We start from the raw sequence: 12,734 nt of genomic DNA, 5'->3' as shown, positions 1-12,734 counted from the left end.
GCCCGGCCCCGCCCGACCGCGCGCGCGGACCCGGCGCGCGCGTCAGGCCGGCGGGCCGTCCCGGCCCTCGGCGTCCCAGCCCTCGGCGTCCCAGCGGGCGCGGGCGAGGTCGACGGCGCCACCGGCCCGCCGGGGCGTGCCCTCGCGCTCGTGCTCGCGCGCGGCGCGCTCCACGAGGGCGTCGTGGAGCGTCCCGTCGGCGCGCACGACGCGCCACCACGCCACCTCGGAGCCGTGCAGCGCCATGGTCCGCCCGACCGAGCGCGCGGCGCCGCTGGCGAGCAGCTCGGCGACGTCGCCGTAGGTGAGGACGCGCCCGGGCGGCACCTGCTCGACGAGGGACAGCACCGCCCGGGTCCACTCCTCCCCGCGCAGGCGCCGGCGACCGCCCCGCCCGCCCCCGCCGGCGCTCACGCCCGCTCGAGCCAGGCCGCGACCCCGCCCCGCAGGTGCAGGACGGAGGAGAACCCGGCGTCCTGCAGCTGCTCGGCCGCGAGCAGCGAGCGCACGCCGCTGCCGCACACGACGACGACGGGCGCGCCCTGGTCGAGGTCCGCGAGCACCCCGCCGGGCCGCAGGGCGGCGGGGCGCTCCCCCGGCGCCGAGAGGACCTCGTGGAGGTCCACCCGGACCCCGCCCGGCACCGGGGCCGCGGACCGCTCCGCCTCGCCGCGCACGTCCACGACGGCCGCGCCCGCGGCCAGCAGCGCGTCGAGGTCCTCCGGCGCGACCTCGGAGACCCCGGGCCGCTCCGGCGCCACCACCTGCCCGTGGTCGCCGCGGCGCGCCGCCGCGCCCCCGGCCGCGGGGGAGGCCGCCTCCCGGCCGCCCGCGCGGACCGGCAGCTCGCGCCAGGTCATCGCGAGCGAGTCCAGGACGACGACGCGGCCGACGAGCGGCCTGCCCGTCCCGGTGAGCAGCTTCACCGCCTCGGCGGCCATCACCGCGCCCACGACGCCGCACACGGCGCCCAGGACGCCGGCCTCCTGGCACGAGGCGACCGAGCCGGCGAGCGGCGGCGCGGGGAACAGGTCCCGGTAGGTCGGGCCCCGCCCCGGCCAGAAGACGCTGACCTGCCCGTCCCAGCGCAGCACCGAGCCCCACACCTCGGGCACGCCCGCGGCCTCGCACGCGTCGGCCACCAGGTAGCGCGTCGGGAAGTTGTCGGCCCCGTCCACGACGAGGTCGTAGCCGCGCACCAGCGCGGCGGCCTCGGCCGGGTCCGCGAGGCGGCGGGCGTGCTCGACCACGACCACGCCGGGGTCGAGGGCGCGGACCGCGTCCGCGGCGCTGGCGGTCTTGGGCCGGCCCACGTCGTCGGCGCCGTGCAGCACCTGGCGCTGCAGGTTCGAGGTGCTGACGACGTCGTCGTCCACGACGCCGAGCGTCCCCACCCCCGCCGCGGCGAGGTAGCTGATGACCGGGGACCCCAGTCCCCCGGCCCCCACCACGAGCACCCGGGCCGCCGCGAGCCGCCGCTGGCCCTCCTCGCCGAGCTCGGCGAGCACGAGGTGGCGCGCCGCGCGGCGGCGCCGCTCCGGCGTCAGCGCGGGACCGGGCTCCACCAGCGGCGGCAGGCGCCCCCCGCCGGCCGCCCCACCGGGCGGCACGGCTCCCGGAGCGGCGCTCACGGGTGCGGCCAGGGCTGGGGCGTGCAGCCCTGGAGGCCCTTGGTCTGCTGCAGCATCACGGGCGCGGGCTCCCCGGGTCCGGAGCAGGGGTCGTGCCCGTGCCCGAGGACGTGCCCCACCTCGTGGGAGACCAGGTACCGGCGGTACCCCTCCCGGTCCTGCCCGTAGCCCTCGGCGCCGTGCACCCAGCGGTACCAGGTCAGGACGACGCGGTCGCCGTTGCGGCACGAGAGCACGCCGCCCGTGCGCAGCGGCGCGCAGAGCTCGTCCGTCAGGTCCGGACTCGCCAGCACGACCGTGACGTCGGGCTCCTCGGCGCCGTCGGCGTCGTCGGTGCGGGCGAAGGCCCAGCCGTCCGGCCCCCAGCCGCGCGGGTCCTGCAGGACGTCCATCACGGTCTCCGCGACGGCGGGGCCGTCGGCGGGCAGCCCCTCCTCCACCTGGACGCGGACCTGCAGCGTCTGCGCCCCGGCGGGGCCGGGGGCCGCCGCGCGCGTCCCGGGCACGGTGAGCAGGCGACCCATCCCCGAGCCCGGCACCTCCGCCTGCAGCACCCCGGCGAGCGCGTCGGGGCTCACGGGCGGGGCCGGGGCCTCCTGCGGCGGGTCCGGGTCCACGTCGACGTCCCCCTCGCCGTCGACCTCCGGCGGGGCGCTCACGGGGACGGGCGCGGCGGGCGCCGACGTCGCCGGCGCGGACCCGGCCACCGGTGCCCGCTGGTCCCCGCCGCGGACCGCCAGCACCACGGCCAGGACGGCGACGAGGAGGAGGGCGCCGGTCAGCACGCGCCGCCGCCGGCGGACCCTCCTGCTCACCACGGGACGGGAGCCTACGATCAGCGACCGACCGCGCGGCCCGCGCGCCGTCCCGCGTCGCGCCCGCCCCGGCCGACCGCGCCCCGCACCCCACCCGTCTCCAGGAGGCCGCCGTGAGCCGCCTCCCGTCCCCCTCCCCCGAGCAGCCGGCCGACGAGGGGGTCGTCGCGGCAGCAGCGGCCCCGGGGACCGCCGCGCCGGGCACCGGCGCGGCGCAGCCCCCCGCCGCCCGGCTCGCCCGGGCGGACCGCCGCGCGCAGCTGCTGCGGGCCGCGCAGCGCGTCTTCTCCCGGGCGGGGTACCACGGCAGCGGCATGGACGCCATCGCCGAGCGCGCCGGCATCACCAAGCCCGTCCTCTACCGCCACTTCCCCGGCAAGCGCGACCTCTACCTGGCGGTCGTCGACCGCTCCTGCGACGACCTCGAGGCCTCGGTGCGCGCGGCCCTGGCCGGGACCGAGGACAACCGCGTGCGGGTCGCCGCGACGATCGACGCCTACTTCGCCTTCGTCGACGAGGACGACGGCGCGCGGCTGGTCTTCGAGTCCGACCTCACGAGCGACCCCGCCGTCCGCGAGCGCCTCGACGCCCTGGAGACCGCCTGCGCCGCCGCCATCACCGAGGTGGTGGCGGCCGACACCGGGCTCCCCCGCGCCAGCGCCCACGTCCTCGCCGTGGCGCTCGCGGGCAGCGCCCAGGTGGCGGCGCGCTCGTGGGTGGCCGCGGGCCGGGAGGTCCCGCGCGAGGAGGCCGCCGCCCTCATCTCCTCGCTGGTCTGGCGCGGCCTGCGCGGCCTGCCGCGGCAGGGGCGCTGACCCGCGCGAGCCGGTGCGCCGCTGGCGAACACCGCCGGCCCGGGGTGGGTCGTCCGCCGCCGCCGGGCTAGGTTCGCCGGAGGCGGGCCCCCCGCGGCGCCCGGCGCCGGGCGGGAGTCCGCGGCCCGCCACCCCGACGTGAGGAGAGCACCTGTGGAGATCCGCATCGGCGTGCAGAACGTGGCGCGCGAGATCGTGCTGGAGTCGTCGCAGTCCGCCGAGGACGTGCGCAGCGCCGTGGACGCGGCCGTGTCCGGCTCCGCGCCCCTGGAGCTCGAGGACGAGCGCGGGCGCCGCGTCGTCGTGCCGGCCGGCGTCCTGGGCTACGTGGAGATCGGTGCCGAGGGCCCCCGGCGCGTGGGCTTCGGCACGTCCTGACCCTCGTCGGGGGTCCCGTCACCCCGACGAGGTCATCGACGGGGTGACGCACGAGGCCTCGATTAGCCGACGGCCCCCGAGTCTGCGACGGTGTGATCACCGGAACGTCACCACGGGCCCGACCGGGCCCGTCCCAGGTGACAACCCCCTCACGGAGAGGCACCGCCATGACCGTCAGCGGCATCATCAGCGCCATCATCGTCGGGCTCGTCGTCGGGGCCCTCGCCCGACTCGTCCTGCCGGGCAAGCAGAACATCAGCATCGTGCTGACCATCCTGATCGGTCTCGTGGCCGCCTTCATCGGTGGATTCATCGGCAACGCGATCGGCACGAACGGGGACGGCTTCTCGTTCATCACCCTGATCATCCAGGTGATCCTGGCCGTCATCGGCGTCTCGATCGTCGCCGGCACGCAGGGCCGCAAGAGCGTCCGCCGCTGATCCCAGCAGCCCGCTGGCAGGAGCCGCCACCCGCACGCGGGTGGCGGCTCCTCGTGCGTCCGGACCCGCCGAACCCGGGGTCCCCGGGGCGCTGATCGGCCCCGGAGGGCTCCGGTGGGTAGCATGGGCAGCGAACACGCCTACGCCCGGTCGTCGCAGCGATCGGCCGCCACCCCCGGCGCGAGAGGCCCGTGTGGTGCGGTGCGCCCGGAGCGCCCGGCCCGCGTGCGGCCCCGCCCGACGACCCGAAGGCCCTCCCCCATGACTGCAGACCCCACCACCGACGTGCCCGCGGACGTCGCCGACATCGCCGTCGAGACCCTCGAGGCCCCCGCGCCCGAGGCCGCTCCGGCCCTCGTGCCGACGTTCGTCGAGCACGGCGTCCAGCAGGCCATCGCCGACGCGCTGGCCGTCAAGGGCATCGAGCGGCCCTTCCCCATCCAGGCCATGACGCTGCCCGTGGCCCTGTCGGGCCACGACATCATCGGGCAGGCGAAGACGGGCACGGGCAAGACCCTGGGCTTCGGCATCCCCGCCGTCCAGCGCGCCGTCGGCCCCGGCGAGGAGGGCTGGGACGACCTCCTCGAGCCCGGCTCGCCGCAGGCGCTGGTCGTCGTCCCGACCCGCGAGCTGGCCGTGCAGGTCTCGGGAGACCTGACCGCCGCCGCCGCCCGCCGCTCCGTGCGCGTGCTGACCATCTACGGCGGCCGCGCCTACGAGCCGCAGGTCGAGGCCCTCGAGAAGGGCGTCGAGGTCGTCGTCGGCACCCCCGGCCGCCTGCTCGACCTCGCCAACCAGGGCAAGCTCCGCCTCGGCCACGCCCGCACCGTCGTCCTCGACGAGGCCGACGAGATGCTCGACCTCGGCTTCCTGCCCGACGTCGAGAAGATCCTCGCGATGACGCCCGCCGGCCGGCAGACGATGCTGTTCTCGGCCACCATGCCCGGCCCGGTCGTCGCCCTGGCGCGCCGCTACATGACCCAGCCCACGCACATCCGGGCCAGCGAGCCCGACGACGTCGGCGCCACGGTCAAGGCCACCCGCCAGGTCGTCTACCGGGCCCACGCCATGGACAAGGTCGAGGTCCTCGCGCGGCTGCTCCAGGCGGAGGGGCGCGGCCTGTCCATCGTCTTCACCCGGACCAAGCGCACGGCGGCCAAGGTCGCCGACGACCTCGCCGAGCGCGGCTTCGCCGCCGGGGCCCTGCACGGCGACCTCGGCCAGGGCGCCCGCGAGCAGGCCCTGCGCGCCTTCCGCAGCGGCAAGGTCGACGTGCTCGTCGCCACGGACGTGGCCGCGCGCGGCATCGACGTCACCGACGTCACCCACGTCGTGAACTACCAGTGCCCCGAGGACGACAAGACCTACGTCCACCGCATCGGCCGCACCGGCCGCGCGGGCCAGAAGGGCATCGCCGTCACGTTCGTCGACTGGGACGACGTGCCGCGCTGGGGCCTCATCGACAAGACGCTCGACCTGGGGATCCCCGCCCCCGTCGAGACCTACTCCACCTCCCCGCACCTGTTCAGCGACCTGGACATCCCGGCGGGCACCACGGGACGCCTGCCGCGCAGCCGCCGCACCCGCGCCGGGCTGGGCGCCGAGGTGCTCGAGGACCTGGGCGAGACCGGCCGCAGCGGCGGCGGGCGCGACGGGGCGCGGGGCTCGCGCGACGGCGGCTCGCGCGACGGCGCCCCTCGGGGGGGCAGCGCCCGCAGCGGAGACCAGGAGCGCGCGCCCCGCGCCGAGGGTGACGGCGACGCCCCCGGGCGCCGTCGACGCCGCAGCCGCGGCGGCGAGGGCTCGACCGGTGACGCGCCGACGACGACCACCACGGCCGCGGACGAGGCCCCGGCCCGCTCGGGCAGCGCGCCGACCGACGGCGGCGACCAGGGCGCCGAGGGCGACGCCGCCGGGCGTCGTCCCCGTCGCCGCCGCCGTGGCGGGCGCGGTGGCGGCCAGGCCGGCGAGGCCCAGGCCGGCGAGGCCCGCTCCGGCGAGGCCCGCTCCGGCGAGGCCCGCTCCGGCGAGGCCCAGTCCGGCGGGGCCCAGTCCGGCGAGGCCCGGGCCACCGAGGCGACGTCGGGCGACGCGAAGTCCCGCGGGGCGAGGTCCGGTGGGGCGACGTCCGGCGGGGCGCGCTCGGGCGGGGCCCAGGGCGGCCGGTCCCTGCCGAGCGGGGCTCTGGCCAGCGGGTCCCTGCCCGACAGCGTCCGGTCCGGCTCGGGCGGCGACCGCGCCGCCGAGAGCTGAGAGGTCCGCCGTGCCCCTGCCGGGACGTCCCCCTCGCGAGGACGCGACGCCCGTAGGGCACAATCCCGGCGTGCAGCTGATCGCCGAGCTCGACGCCGACGCGGCCGAGGTGCCCCGGGCCCGGCACCTGCTCGGCGAGGCGCTGCTCGCCTGGCACCTCGACGAGGACGCCGCGGACACGGCCCTCCTGCTCACCTCCGAGCTGGTCACCAACGCCGTCCGCCACGGCCGCCCGCCCGTGCACGTGCACGCGGAGGTCCTGGCGGGCGGCGTGGTCCGCGTCGAGGTGGACGACGCGAGCCCGAGCCCCATCCGCCCGCAGGACCCCGACCTCGAGGACCTGGGCGGCCGGGGGCTCCAGCTGGTCGAGATGCTCTCCAGCGCCTGGGGCTCGCGCCTGCGCGACCGGCGCCACGAGGGCGGCCGCCCGGTCAAGTGCGTCTGGTTCGAGCTCCGCGCCACCGCTCCCGGGACCGCGTGAGGCCCGCGGCCCGTCCCACCCCGGCCGAGGCGGCCGGCGACCCGGGGCTCTTCGGCCCCGACAGCGTCACCTGGCGCGTGCACGCGGACCCCGTCGCGGGGATCGCCGGTCTGCGCGCGCTCCTCCTGCAGGCGCTGCACCCCCTCGCCATGGCGGGGGTCGACCAGCACTCGCGCTTCCGCGCCGACCCCTGGGGGCGGCTGACGACGACGGCGGAGTTCGTCGCGACGACGACGTTCGGGCCCACCGACGAGGCGCTGGCCCTCGCGGCGCGGGTCCGCGGCGTCCACCGCCGGGTGAGGGGCGTGGACCCCGAGACCGGCGGGTCCTACGCCGCCTCGGACACCGACCTCCTGCGGTGGGTCCACTGCTGCCTCGTCGACAGCTTCCTGTCCACGGCGCAGCGCGCCGGCGCCCCGCTGACGCCGGCGGACGCCGACGAGTACGTGCGCGAGCAGGTGCGCGCCGCCGAGCTCGTCGGCGTCCCGGCCGCCGACGCGCCCTCGAGCCGCGCCGAGCTCCAGGACGCCCTCGAGGGCTACCGCCCGGTGCTGCGCTCGAGCGCGGCCTCCCGCGAGGTGGTGGGCCGCGTCGTCGCGCCGCCGATGCCGCTGCTCCTGGCGCTGGCCACGCCGGCGGCGCCGCTGTGGGCGTCGACGGCCGGGCTGGCGCTCGCGACCCTGCCGTCCTGGGCCCTGCGCCTCCACGGGGTGCCCCGGCCCCTCCTGCTGGCGCCCGCTGCCGACGCCGCCACCACCGCCGCGCTGCGCGCCCTGCGCGCCGGGGTGGGCGGTCTGCAGCGCGCGGTGCCGGTGCTGCGCGAGCCTCCGTCGCTGCGCCAGGCCCGCGAGCGCCTCGCCGGCGCGGGCGAGGCCGCCCGGGAGAGGACGCAGGAGGACCGCTCCGCGAGCCACCGCTGAGCCGGGGCCCCCGCCCCCGCTCGACCGGGCGGGGGCAGCGGCCTCAGGGCCGGACGACCTCGAGCGCGCCCTCGGACTCGATGACCTCGAGGGCGTCCGCACCGGTCGTGAACTCCCCGAGCCGGTTCTCCTTGCCGGCGCCGTGGTAGTCGCTCGACCCGGTCACGAGGAGGCCCAGGGACGCGGCGAGGTCCGCCAGCTCGCGCACGGCGGTCGCGTCGTGGTCGCGGTGGTGGACCTCCAGGCCCGCGAGGCCCGCCGCGGCCATCTCCTCGACGACGGCGTCCGGGACGACGCGCCCGCGCAGGACGGCCCGCGGGTGGGCGAAGACGGGGACGCCCCCGGCCGCCCGCACGAGCCGGACGGCGTCCACGGCGTCCGGCGCCGCGTGGCCGACGAAGTACGGGGAGCGGGTCGACAGGATGGTCGCGAAGGCGTGCCCCCGGTCGCGCGCGAGCCCCTTGGCCACCAGCGCGTCGGCGAGGTGGGGGCGCCCCACGGTCGCCTCGCCGTCCACCTGCTCGAGCACGTCGTCCCAGGTCAGCGGGTGGTCGGCGCCGATGCGGTCGACCATCAGCCGCGCCCGTCGCAGCCGCGAGCCGCGGGAGCGGTCCAGCTCGGCGCGCAGGGCGGGCGACGCGGGGTCGTGCAGGTAGGAGAGCAGGTGGACGCTGGCGCCGCCGGCGTGGCAGGAGATCTCGGTACCCCGCACGAGCGCCGTGCCCGTGCTCGTCGCGGCGGCGACGGCCTCGTCCCATCCCGACGTCGTGTCGTGGTCGGTGAGGGCCACCACGTCGATCCCCGCCGCGGAGGCGGAGGCCACCACCTGCGCCGGTGACTGCGTCCCGTCCGACGCGCTGGAGTGCGCGTGGAGGTCGATCATCACGCCCCCAGCGTAGGTGCCGCGCCCCGCTGCCCCCGCACGGACGGCCCCGGACGGGTGCGCCCCGCCCGCCGGTCCGGGCTCAGGCGCCGCGCCCGGACGCCGGCGGCGGCGTCCCCCACGTGACGGGGACGCCGTGGGGCTCCGCCTCGCCGATCAGCCGGAGGCCTCCCCTCCCGGGCGCGCCGGCCCGCGCCCCGGCGGGTCCGCCGTGCACCCGGGCCTCCACGACGAAGCGGTGCCGGTCCTCGCCGGGGAGCCGGCGCGGCTCGAGCGCCAGGCGCACGAGCGGCCGCTCGGGCGAGGCCCGCCGGCCGAGCGCGTCGAGCGCCGCCTCGGCCTCCGAGCGCTCGGCCTCGGGGACGTACTGCCGCACGACCGACTGCCACACCACCGTGACGACGCCCTCGCGCAGCTCGAGGCCGCGGGCCAGCTCCGCCGCCCCCGCCCGCCGCACCGCGACGGGGTGGGCGCGCGCGAGGGCCAGGGCCCCCTGGAGGCGGTGGACGCGCCGGCGCTGCTCCGGCCAGACGAAGGAGAGCAGCCGGCGCGCGTCCGCGGGGTCGAGCGGGTCCAGCGGGGCGACGTCGACGCCCTCCCGCCCGACGACCCGCACCGCGGGAGGTCCCTGACCCGCGTTGCGCCCGCCCTCCGCGCCGCCCGGCGCGTCCTCGAGGAGCCACGGCGAGACGTCCCAGGCGCCCTCCAGGACCACCGGTGAGGACGGCGGGCCCCAGGCGCCGCCGTCCTGCGCCGTCATCCGCATCCGGTCGGCCTGCAGGAGCAGACCGGCCGAGGCCCCGACGTCGTGCAGGTGCACCGGGACGGCCCCGTCCGCGGCGCGCACGCCGTCGCCCGCCCCCTCGGCGAGCAGCCGCAGCAGCCCTCCCCACAGCGCCGCGGCGCGCCCGACCTCGTTGGTCTGCGGCGCCGTCCCGAGGTCGGCGCGCAGGACGTCCGCGGACGCCCGGACGACGCCCGGCAGCAGCGCCGCGGCGCGCGCCGGGTCCCCCGGCCAGGGGCCCGGCGCGCCGTCGGGACGGGCGTCACCGGGGTAGGCGCGCGCGAGCTCGGGTGCCGCGCCGGACGAGACGAGCCGGCCGAGCGCCCCCACCAGCCGCAGCGCGAGCGCCGAGGGCCCGGGCTCCGCGTCGCGCCCGCGCAGCACCTCGGCCACCGGACCTCCGCGCGCCGCGTCGTCGGCCGCGGCCTCGCACAGGGCCGCGGTGAAGGGAGCCCCGAGCTCCCGGCACATCGCCCCCTGCCGCCGCAGGTGCTCGACGACCACGCCCGGCCCCCGGGCGCTGCCGCGCCGAGCCCCGCCGGCCCGACCGCCCCCACCGCTGCCGCTGCCACCGCCCACGGGCACCTCTCCCTCGCTCGGTCCGCCGGAGGGCGGGCGGGCACCCTCCCACCCGCCGTCCCGCCCCGCTCCCGCCCGCGGTGGCATCCTGGCGCCATGACGACGCCGACGACGCCGGCCACCACCCGCACCGACACCGCCCCCCACGAGGACGCCGTCGAGACCCCGTCCCAGCCCGGCGGCGTCCAGCCCGGCGACGTCGAGCACGCGACCGAGGTCCCCGGCTCCGGCTCCGCCCTCTCGCCGGTCCAGCACCCCGACGGCGACCAGCCCGACCCCCAGGCGCCGGACGCCGGCGTCGCCGACCGCCAGGCGGCGCGCAGCCACCGCCAGCGCCCCACCTCGGCCGCCTTCCGCGAGCTGATGGCGTCGGGCTGGTCGCCCGCGGACGAGACCGCCCCGGCGCTCGCCGCCTCCGCCCCCTTCGCCGCCGCGCGTCGCGCCGAGGTCTCGCGCCTGTTCCCCGGCGAGCGGCTGGTGCTGCCGGCCGGCCCCCTGAAGACCCGCTCCAACGACACCGACTACCGGTTCCGCGCGCACAGCGCCTTCGCGCACCTGACCGGGCTCGGCGGCGAGCGCGAGCCCGACGCCGTCCTCGTGCTCGACCCGCGGCCCGCGGGCGACGGCAGCGGCGACGGCGCGGACAGGGGCCACGAGGCCGTCCTGCTGTTCCGCCCGCGCACCCCCCGCACGTCGGAGGAGTTCTTCGCCGACGCCCGCTACGGGGAGTTCTGGGTCGGCGCCCGCCCCTCGCTGGCCGACGCGGAGGCCGAGCTCGGGCTCGTCTGCCGCGACATCGCCGACCTCGAGGACCTCCTCGGCGCCGGGGACGCGCCCCTGCGCGTCGTGCCGGACGCCGACCCCGCGCTCACGGCGCGCGTGGCGTCGCTGCGGGCCGGCGCCGGGGCCGACGCGGACGCGTCCGCCGTCGCGGACGACGAGCTCGTGGTGGCGCTCTCCGAGCTCCGGCTCGTCAAGGACGCGCACGAGGTCGAGCAGATGCGCCTGGCCGTCGAGGCGAGCGCCCGCGGCTTCGCCGACATCGTGCGCTCCCTCCCCCGGGCGCTCGAGCACGTCCGCGGCGAGCGGGTCGTCGAGGGCGCCTTCGCCGCCCGGGCGCGCGAGGACGGCAACGGCGTCGGGTACGAGACGATCGCCGCGGCGGGCGAGCACGCCTGCACGCTGCACTGGACCCGCAACGACGGCCCGGTGCGGGGCGGCCAGCTGGTGCTGGTCGACGCCGGCGTCGAGCTCGACAGCCTCTACACCGCCGACGTCACCCGGACCCTGCCCGTCGACGGCCGCTTCACCGACGCCCAGCGCCGCGTCTACCAGGCCGTGCTCGACGCCGCGGACGCCTCGTTCGCCGTCGTCCGGCCGGGCTCGCGCTTCCGCGACCTCCACGAGGCCGCCATGCGCGTCATCGCCGCGCGCCTGGAGGAGTGGGGCCTGCTGGCCGTCAGCGCCGAGGAGGCCCTGTCCGAGGACGGCGGCCAGCACCGCCGGTGGATGGTGCACGGCACCTCCCACCACCTGGGCCTCGACGTCCACGACTGCGCCCAGGCGCGCCGCGAGATGTACCTGGACGCCGTGCTCGAGCCGGGCATGGTCTTCACCATCGAGCCGGGCCTGTACTTCAAGGGCGACGACGAGCTGGTGCCGGCCGAGCTGCGCGGCATCGGCGTGCGCATCGAGGACGACGTGCTGGTGACCGCCGACGGCTGCGAGAACCTCTCCGGGATGCTGCCGCGCACCCCCGACGCGGTCGAGGCGTGGATGGCGTCGCTGCGCGGATGAGCCCGCTCCTCCCCGGGCCCGGGCGGCTCCCCCGGGCCCGGGCCACCGGCCACCGGCCACCGGCGCAGCAGGACGGCCCGGCGCAGCAGAACGGCCCGCGGATCCTGGAGGATCCGCGGGCCGCTGTGCCGGATGTGCGGCGTCTGCGACGACGCCCGCCGCGTCAGCGCGGCTGCTGGTCCTCGCCCTCGGCGCGGACCCGCTCCTCCTCGCGCTGGCGGGCGACCATCTCGCTGTACGTGGGGCCGCTGGCGACGGGCGCCGAGGCGGTCCCCTCGGAGGCGCCGGCACCGGGTGCCGGCGACTGCGGCGCCTGGACCCGCGCCGGCTGCGCGGCACCGCCCCAGCCCGGGCGGCCGAGGCCGCGAGCGGCGTCGGCGTCGCGGCCGAGCACCTCGCGGGCGGCGCCCATCTGCTCCTGCGTGCAGAACAGCGCGTAGCGGGAGGCCACGATCTGGCTCACGGAGGTGAAGTCGCGCCGGCCCCGGGTGGCCGCGTAGCTCACGAGGCTGAGGATCAGGCCGAAGGCGGCACCGATGAGCACCGCCGGGAGGATGGCCAGCAGCCCCGCCTCGGGCGGCGTCAGCAGCACGAGGATGAGGCCGATGAGCAGCCCGATCCAGGCGCCCGAGGCCAGCCCGGCCCCCGCCACTCGCCCGTAGGTGAGGCGGCCGAGCACGCGCTCGACCATCCGCAGGTCCGTGCCGACGATCGTCACGTGCTGGACGGGGAACTGCTCGTCGGAGAGGAAGTCCACCGCCGCCTGCGCTGCGGCGTAGGTGTCGTAGGACGCGACCTCCTCGCCGGTCGGCGCCGTGGGCATGCCCTGGCGGCGGTCGCGGGGGGAGGTGAAGGAGCTGGCCATGCCGTGATCATCCGGCGTCCCCCCGGGGGGCACCACCCGAGGACCGGCCGGCGCGCGCACTCCCAGCCGACTCGCAGCGGCGGCGGCGCCTCC

13 protein-coding genes are annotated in these 12,734 nt (G+C 78.8%); 7 read left to right on the top strand and 6 right to left on the bottom strand.

Annotation, left to right across the window (positions count from 1 at the left end; genetic code table 11):
- Positions 1–42: 42 nt before the first annotated feature.
- Genes Q0848_RS00930 through Q0848_RS00920 form a run of 3 tightly spaced genes read right to left on the bottom strand, consistent with a single transcriptional unit; the run spans position 43 to position 2,449 of the window.
- The gene (locus tag Q0848_RS00930) at positions 43–414 is read right to left on the bottom strand and encodes an MGMT family protein (protein WP_299033494.1); all 372 of its coding nucleotides are present in this window, start codon (positions 412–414) and stop codon (positions 43–45) included.
- The gene (locus Q0848_RS00925; RefSeq protein ID WP_299033492.1) at positions 411–1,631 is read right to left on the bottom strand and encodes a ThiF family adenylyltransferase; all 1,221 of its coding nucleotides are present in this window, start codon (positions 1,629–1,631) and stop codon (positions 411–413) included. Before Q0848_RS00925 ends, Q0848_RS00930 begins: the two co-directional genes overlap by 4 nt.
- On the bottom strand, positions 1,628–2,449 hold the full coding sequence (locus Q0848_RS00920; protein ID WP_299033490.1) for a DUF3152 domain-containing protein: 822 nt from the start codon (positions 2,447–2,449) through the stop codon (positions 1,628–1,630). The genes Q0848_RS00925 and Q0848_RS00920 overlap by 4 nt, the downstream gene beginning before the upstream one ends.
- A gap of 110 nt (positions 2,450–2,559) precedes the next feature.
- On the opposite strand from Q0848_RS00920, the gene Q0848_RS00915 reads away from it, so the two are divergent.
- The 6 genes from Q0848_RS00915 (at position 2,560) to Q0848_RS00890 (ending at position 7,733) form a co-directional block, all read left to right on the top strand.
- On the top strand, positions 2,560–3,261 hold the full coding sequence (locus tag Q0848_RS00915; RefSeq protein WP_299033487.1) for a TetR/AcrR family transcriptional regulator: 702 nt from the start codon (positions 2,560–2,562) through the stop codon (positions 3,259–3,261).
- Positions 3,262–3,414: 153 nt separating this feature from the next.
- Positions 3,415–3,639 (top strand): DUF3107 domain-containing protein, encoded by a 225-nt coding sequence (locus tag Q0848_RS00910; RefSeq protein ID WP_299033484.1) that lies wholly within the window; start codon positions 3,415–3,417, stop codon positions 3,637–3,639.
- Between the two features lie 167 nt (positions 3,640–3,806).
- Positions 3,807–4,079, top strand: a complete 273-nt coding sequence (locus Q0848_RS00905; protein WP_299033482.1) for a GlsB/YeaQ/YmgE family stress response membrane protein — start codon at positions 3,807–3,809, stop codon at positions 4,077–4,079.
- A gap of 261 nt (positions 4,080–4,340) precedes the next feature.
- Entirely contained in the window at positions 4,341–6,332 is a 1,992-nt protein-coding gene (locus Q0848_RS00900) for a DEAD/DEAH box helicase (RefSeq protein ID WP_299033479.1), read from the top strand.
- A 70-nt stretch (positions 6,333–6,402) separates the two neighbouring features.
- Complete coding sequence (locus Q0848_RS00895; RefSeq protein ID WP_299033476.1) at positions 6,403–6,813, top strand: ATP-binding protein; 411 nt, start codon at positions 6,403–6,405, stop codon at positions 6,811–6,813.
- On the top strand, positions 6,810–7,733 hold the full coding sequence (locus tag Q0848_RS00890; protein ID WP_299033474.1) for an oxygenase MpaB family protein: 924 nt from the start codon (positions 6,810–6,812) through the stop codon (positions 7,731–7,733). The genes Q0848_RS00895 and Q0848_RS00890 overlap by 4 nt, the downstream gene beginning before the upstream one ends.
- 43 nt (positions 7,734–7,776) lie before the next feature.
- Here Q0848_RS00890 and Q0848_RS00885 read toward each other — a convergent pair whose 3' ends face one another.
- Both Q0848_RS00885 and Q0848_RS00880 read right to left on the bottom strand, forming a co-directional pair.
- Positions 7,777–8,619 carry a PHP domain-containing protein gene (locus Q0848_RS00885; protein ID WP_366146342.1) on the bottom strand — a complete coding sequence of 281 codons (843 nt, stop codon included), beginning with the start codon at positions 8,617–8,619 and terminating at the stop codon, positions 7,777–7,779.
- A 79-nt stretch (positions 8,620–8,698) separates the two neighbouring features.
- Positions 8,699–9,979, bottom strand: a complete 1,281-nt coding sequence (locus tag Q0848_RS00880; protein ID WP_299033471.1) for a DUF2332 domain-containing protein — start codon at positions 9,977–9,979, stop codon at positions 8,699–8,701.
- Positions 9,980–10,075: 96 nt separating this feature from the next.
- Here Q0848_RS00880 and Q0848_RS00875 point away from each other — a divergent pair, with 96 nt between their 5' ends.
- Positions 10,076–11,776 carry an aminopeptidase P family protein gene (locus tag Q0848_RS00875; protein ID WP_299033468.1) on the top strand — a complete coding sequence of 567 codons (1,701 nt, stop codon included), beginning with the start codon at positions 10,076–10,078 and terminating at the stop codon, positions 11,774–11,776.
- Positions 11,777–11,939: 163 nt separating this feature from the next.
- Here the strand turns inward: Q0848_RS00875 and Q0848_RS00870 are convergent, their stop codons facing one another.
- The gene (locus Q0848_RS00870) at positions 11,940–12,641 is read right to left on the bottom strand and encodes a general stress protein (protein WP_299033465.1); all 702 of its coding nucleotides are present in this window, start codon (positions 12,639–12,641) and stop codon (positions 11,940–11,942) included.
- Positions 12,642–12,734 lie beyond the last annotated feature (93 nt).

The organism is uncultured Pseudokineococcus sp., from assembly GCF_947495735.1.
In the GTDB taxonomy this organism is placed as follows: Bacteria; Actinomycetota; Actinomycetes; order Actinomycetales; family Quadrisphaeraceae; genus Pseudokineococcus.
The sequence above is the reverse complement of the archived record's forward strand: the minus strand, read 5'-3'. Positions and strand labels throughout refer to the sequence as shown.